Source organism: Sulfuricurvum sp., assembly GCF_049305995.1.
In the GTDB taxonomy this organism is placed as follows: domain Bacteria; phylum Campylobacterota; class Campylobacteria; order Campylobacterales; family Sulfurimonadaceae; genus Sulfuricurvum.
Genome location: NZ_JBAQPS010000341.1, coordinates 1 through 2,314, shown reverse-complemented (window position 1 = coordinate 2,314; position 2,314 = coordinate 1). Strand labels below are relative to the sequence as shown.

Sequence of the window (2,314 nt, the reverse complement as noted above, 5' to 3'; positions counted from 1 at the left end):
GAGGGGTTCCGGTTTTCGCTCAAAGAGAAAAAAGTAAACGGCTCGTATGATTGTGTATTTTTCGATCGTTCACTAAATGGGTGTAGTATTTACCAAGCGCGTCCGTTGCAGTGCCGAACGTTTCCGTTTTGGGATTACTTTCGCCACCGTATTGATGAACTAAAGCAAGAATGTCCTGGGATTATTCATGAATAAATTTATCACAATTTTAACCCTTATTTTCTCGTGCGCCTATGGGGCACCAAAAACGGCACATAATGCAAAATTATTGGAAGATACCTTTATTTTATACGCACTTGATGCTCAGGTACATCAACAATATCATCAAGCGTCTGATTTTTTTGATGAACTTTATAAGCAAACTTCTAAAAAAGAGTATCTTTATCAATCCCTACGAATGTTAGAACAAGCTAATGAGGTTCAAACTCTTTTAGGGAAGACGATATCTGAACGTATTAAATTTCCCGAAGATCAAACATTAAAACGTTTTGAAATCATTGCTTTGCTTAAAAAAGGTAATTTTGGAGAAGCATCTCAAAAAGCGTCAGCTTTGAGTGAAATTAGTAAAAAAGCTCCAGATTATTTACTTTATGCTGAATCACGTTTAAAACTTGGAGATTATAGGGGTGGTGTATTGAATCTTAAAAAAGCATACATGCTCGATTATGATGATGTGGTTGCCGAACGAATTGCTTTGGTTCAATACACGCAGCTGAATGAAAAAAATGATGCAATCAAATTTTTAAAAGAGCATATCGGGACGCATGGAATGAGTCAAAGACTTGGTAAACGAATTAGCAGTTTGTATGCAGATAGTGGGCAGTTGAATGATGCTGTAATAATGTATGAACAAACATATGATACTTTTAAAGATGTGTCATGTGCAGAAGAAGCATTAAAAATTTATTTGTATCAGCAAGATATCTCAAAAATGATAATGTTATTAGAAAAATCGCATCTGAATGAACCTCTTTTGCTTGACTTGTATATTAAGATAAAAGTATATGATAAAGCGTCTATGTTAGCACAAACATTGTATGAGAGAGAAAATAATCCTCTTTATCTTGCGCAAAGTGCTGTATTTAAATATGAAAGTGCAAGTAATCGAAAAGATCCTATAATGGTCGCACAGGTGATGAATGAACTTAAAAAAGCAGTTTCCGATTTGGAAGAGCCGCTGTATCTCAACTATCTTGGATATTTAATGATTGATCATGATATCAACGTAAAAGAGGGTATGGGGTACGTTCGCAGAGCTCTCGATAAACAACCCGATTCGCCGTTTTACATTGACTCATTGGCGTGGGGTCATTATAAATTAAATGAGTGTATGGATGCATTACGTTTAATTAAACAGGTCGAATCGATGATTGGCAGTGATGAACAAGAGGTGAAAGATCATCTCAAAGCAATAGAACAGTGTAAAACCAAGGAGAAAAATTAATGATTTTAGACGACATCATCAAAAAAACCAAAGAAGATTTAAAAGAGCGGGAAGCCAAGTTCAGTATGGATTGGCTCGGGCGTTCACTCGCGTTTAACGCTCGTGCACCACGCGATGTACGATCGTACCTTACCTCGACACTAGAGGAACCGTATCGCATCATCAGCGAAGTGAAAAAAGCTTCCCCTTCGCGCGGTGTAATCCGCGAAGATTTTGATCCTATCGCTATCGCACAGGCGTATGAACGGGGTGGTGCGAACGCTATTTCGATCCTCACTGAACCGCACTTCTTTCAGGGTAATCTCGATTATCTTGCAGAGATTCGCCGTTATGTGAGTATCCCGCTTCTACGCAAAGATTTTATCATCTCCAAATACCAACTCCTCGAAGCGCTTGTGTATGGAGCCGATTTTGTTCTTTTGATTGCAGCGGCTCTCACCAAAGATGAGCTTAAAGAACTTCTGAATTATACTCGTCATTTAGGGATGGAAGCATTGGTAGAGATTCACGATAAAGCTGAACTTACCAAAGCGATTTATGCCGGAGCTGATATTATCGGAATCAATCACCGTAATCTCCAGACATTTGAGATGAATATGAATCTCAGCTATGATCTTATCCCTCTTATCCCGAATGGTAAAATTATTATAGCTGAAAGTGGTATTTATGAACATGGTCAGCTAGAGGATTTAAACAAAGCAGGAGTCGATGCATTTTTGGTCGGTGAATCTTTGATGCGTCAAGATGATGTAGAAAGTGCACTTCATACACTTAAAAATGGATAAAAACAACTTTTGAATGTTTTTTAAGCAACCCTTGAGATTAGTTTAGGATATCATTGACCTAGTCCTAATAATTAAGGGGTAAGAA

General features: G+C 37.7%; 3 protein-coding genes. All 3 read left to right on the top strand.

What is annotated here, in order from left to right; translation table 11 throughout:
- Positions 1-195 (top strand): YkgJ family cysteine cluster protein (locus tag WA010_RS11600; protein WP_422557274.1); only part of this gene is annotated, 195 nt, incomplete at its 5' end.
- Positions 188-1,444, top strand: a complete 1,257-nt coding sequence (locus tag WA010_RS11595) for a hypothetical protein (protein ID WP_422557273.1) — start codon at positions 188-190, stop codon at positions 1,442-1,444. The genes WA010_RS11600 and WA010_RS11595, both read left to right, overlap by 8 nt.
- The gene (gene trpC, locus WA010_RS11590) at positions 1,444-2,229 is read left to right on the top strand and encodes an indole-3-glycerol phosphate synthase TrpC (RefSeq protein ID WP_422557272.1); all 786 of its coding nucleotides are present in this window, start codon (positions 1,444-1,446) and stop codon (positions 2,227-2,229) included. Before WA010_RS11595 ends, trpC begins: the two co-directional genes overlap by 1 nt.
- Positions 2,230-2,314 lie beyond the last annotated feature (85 nt).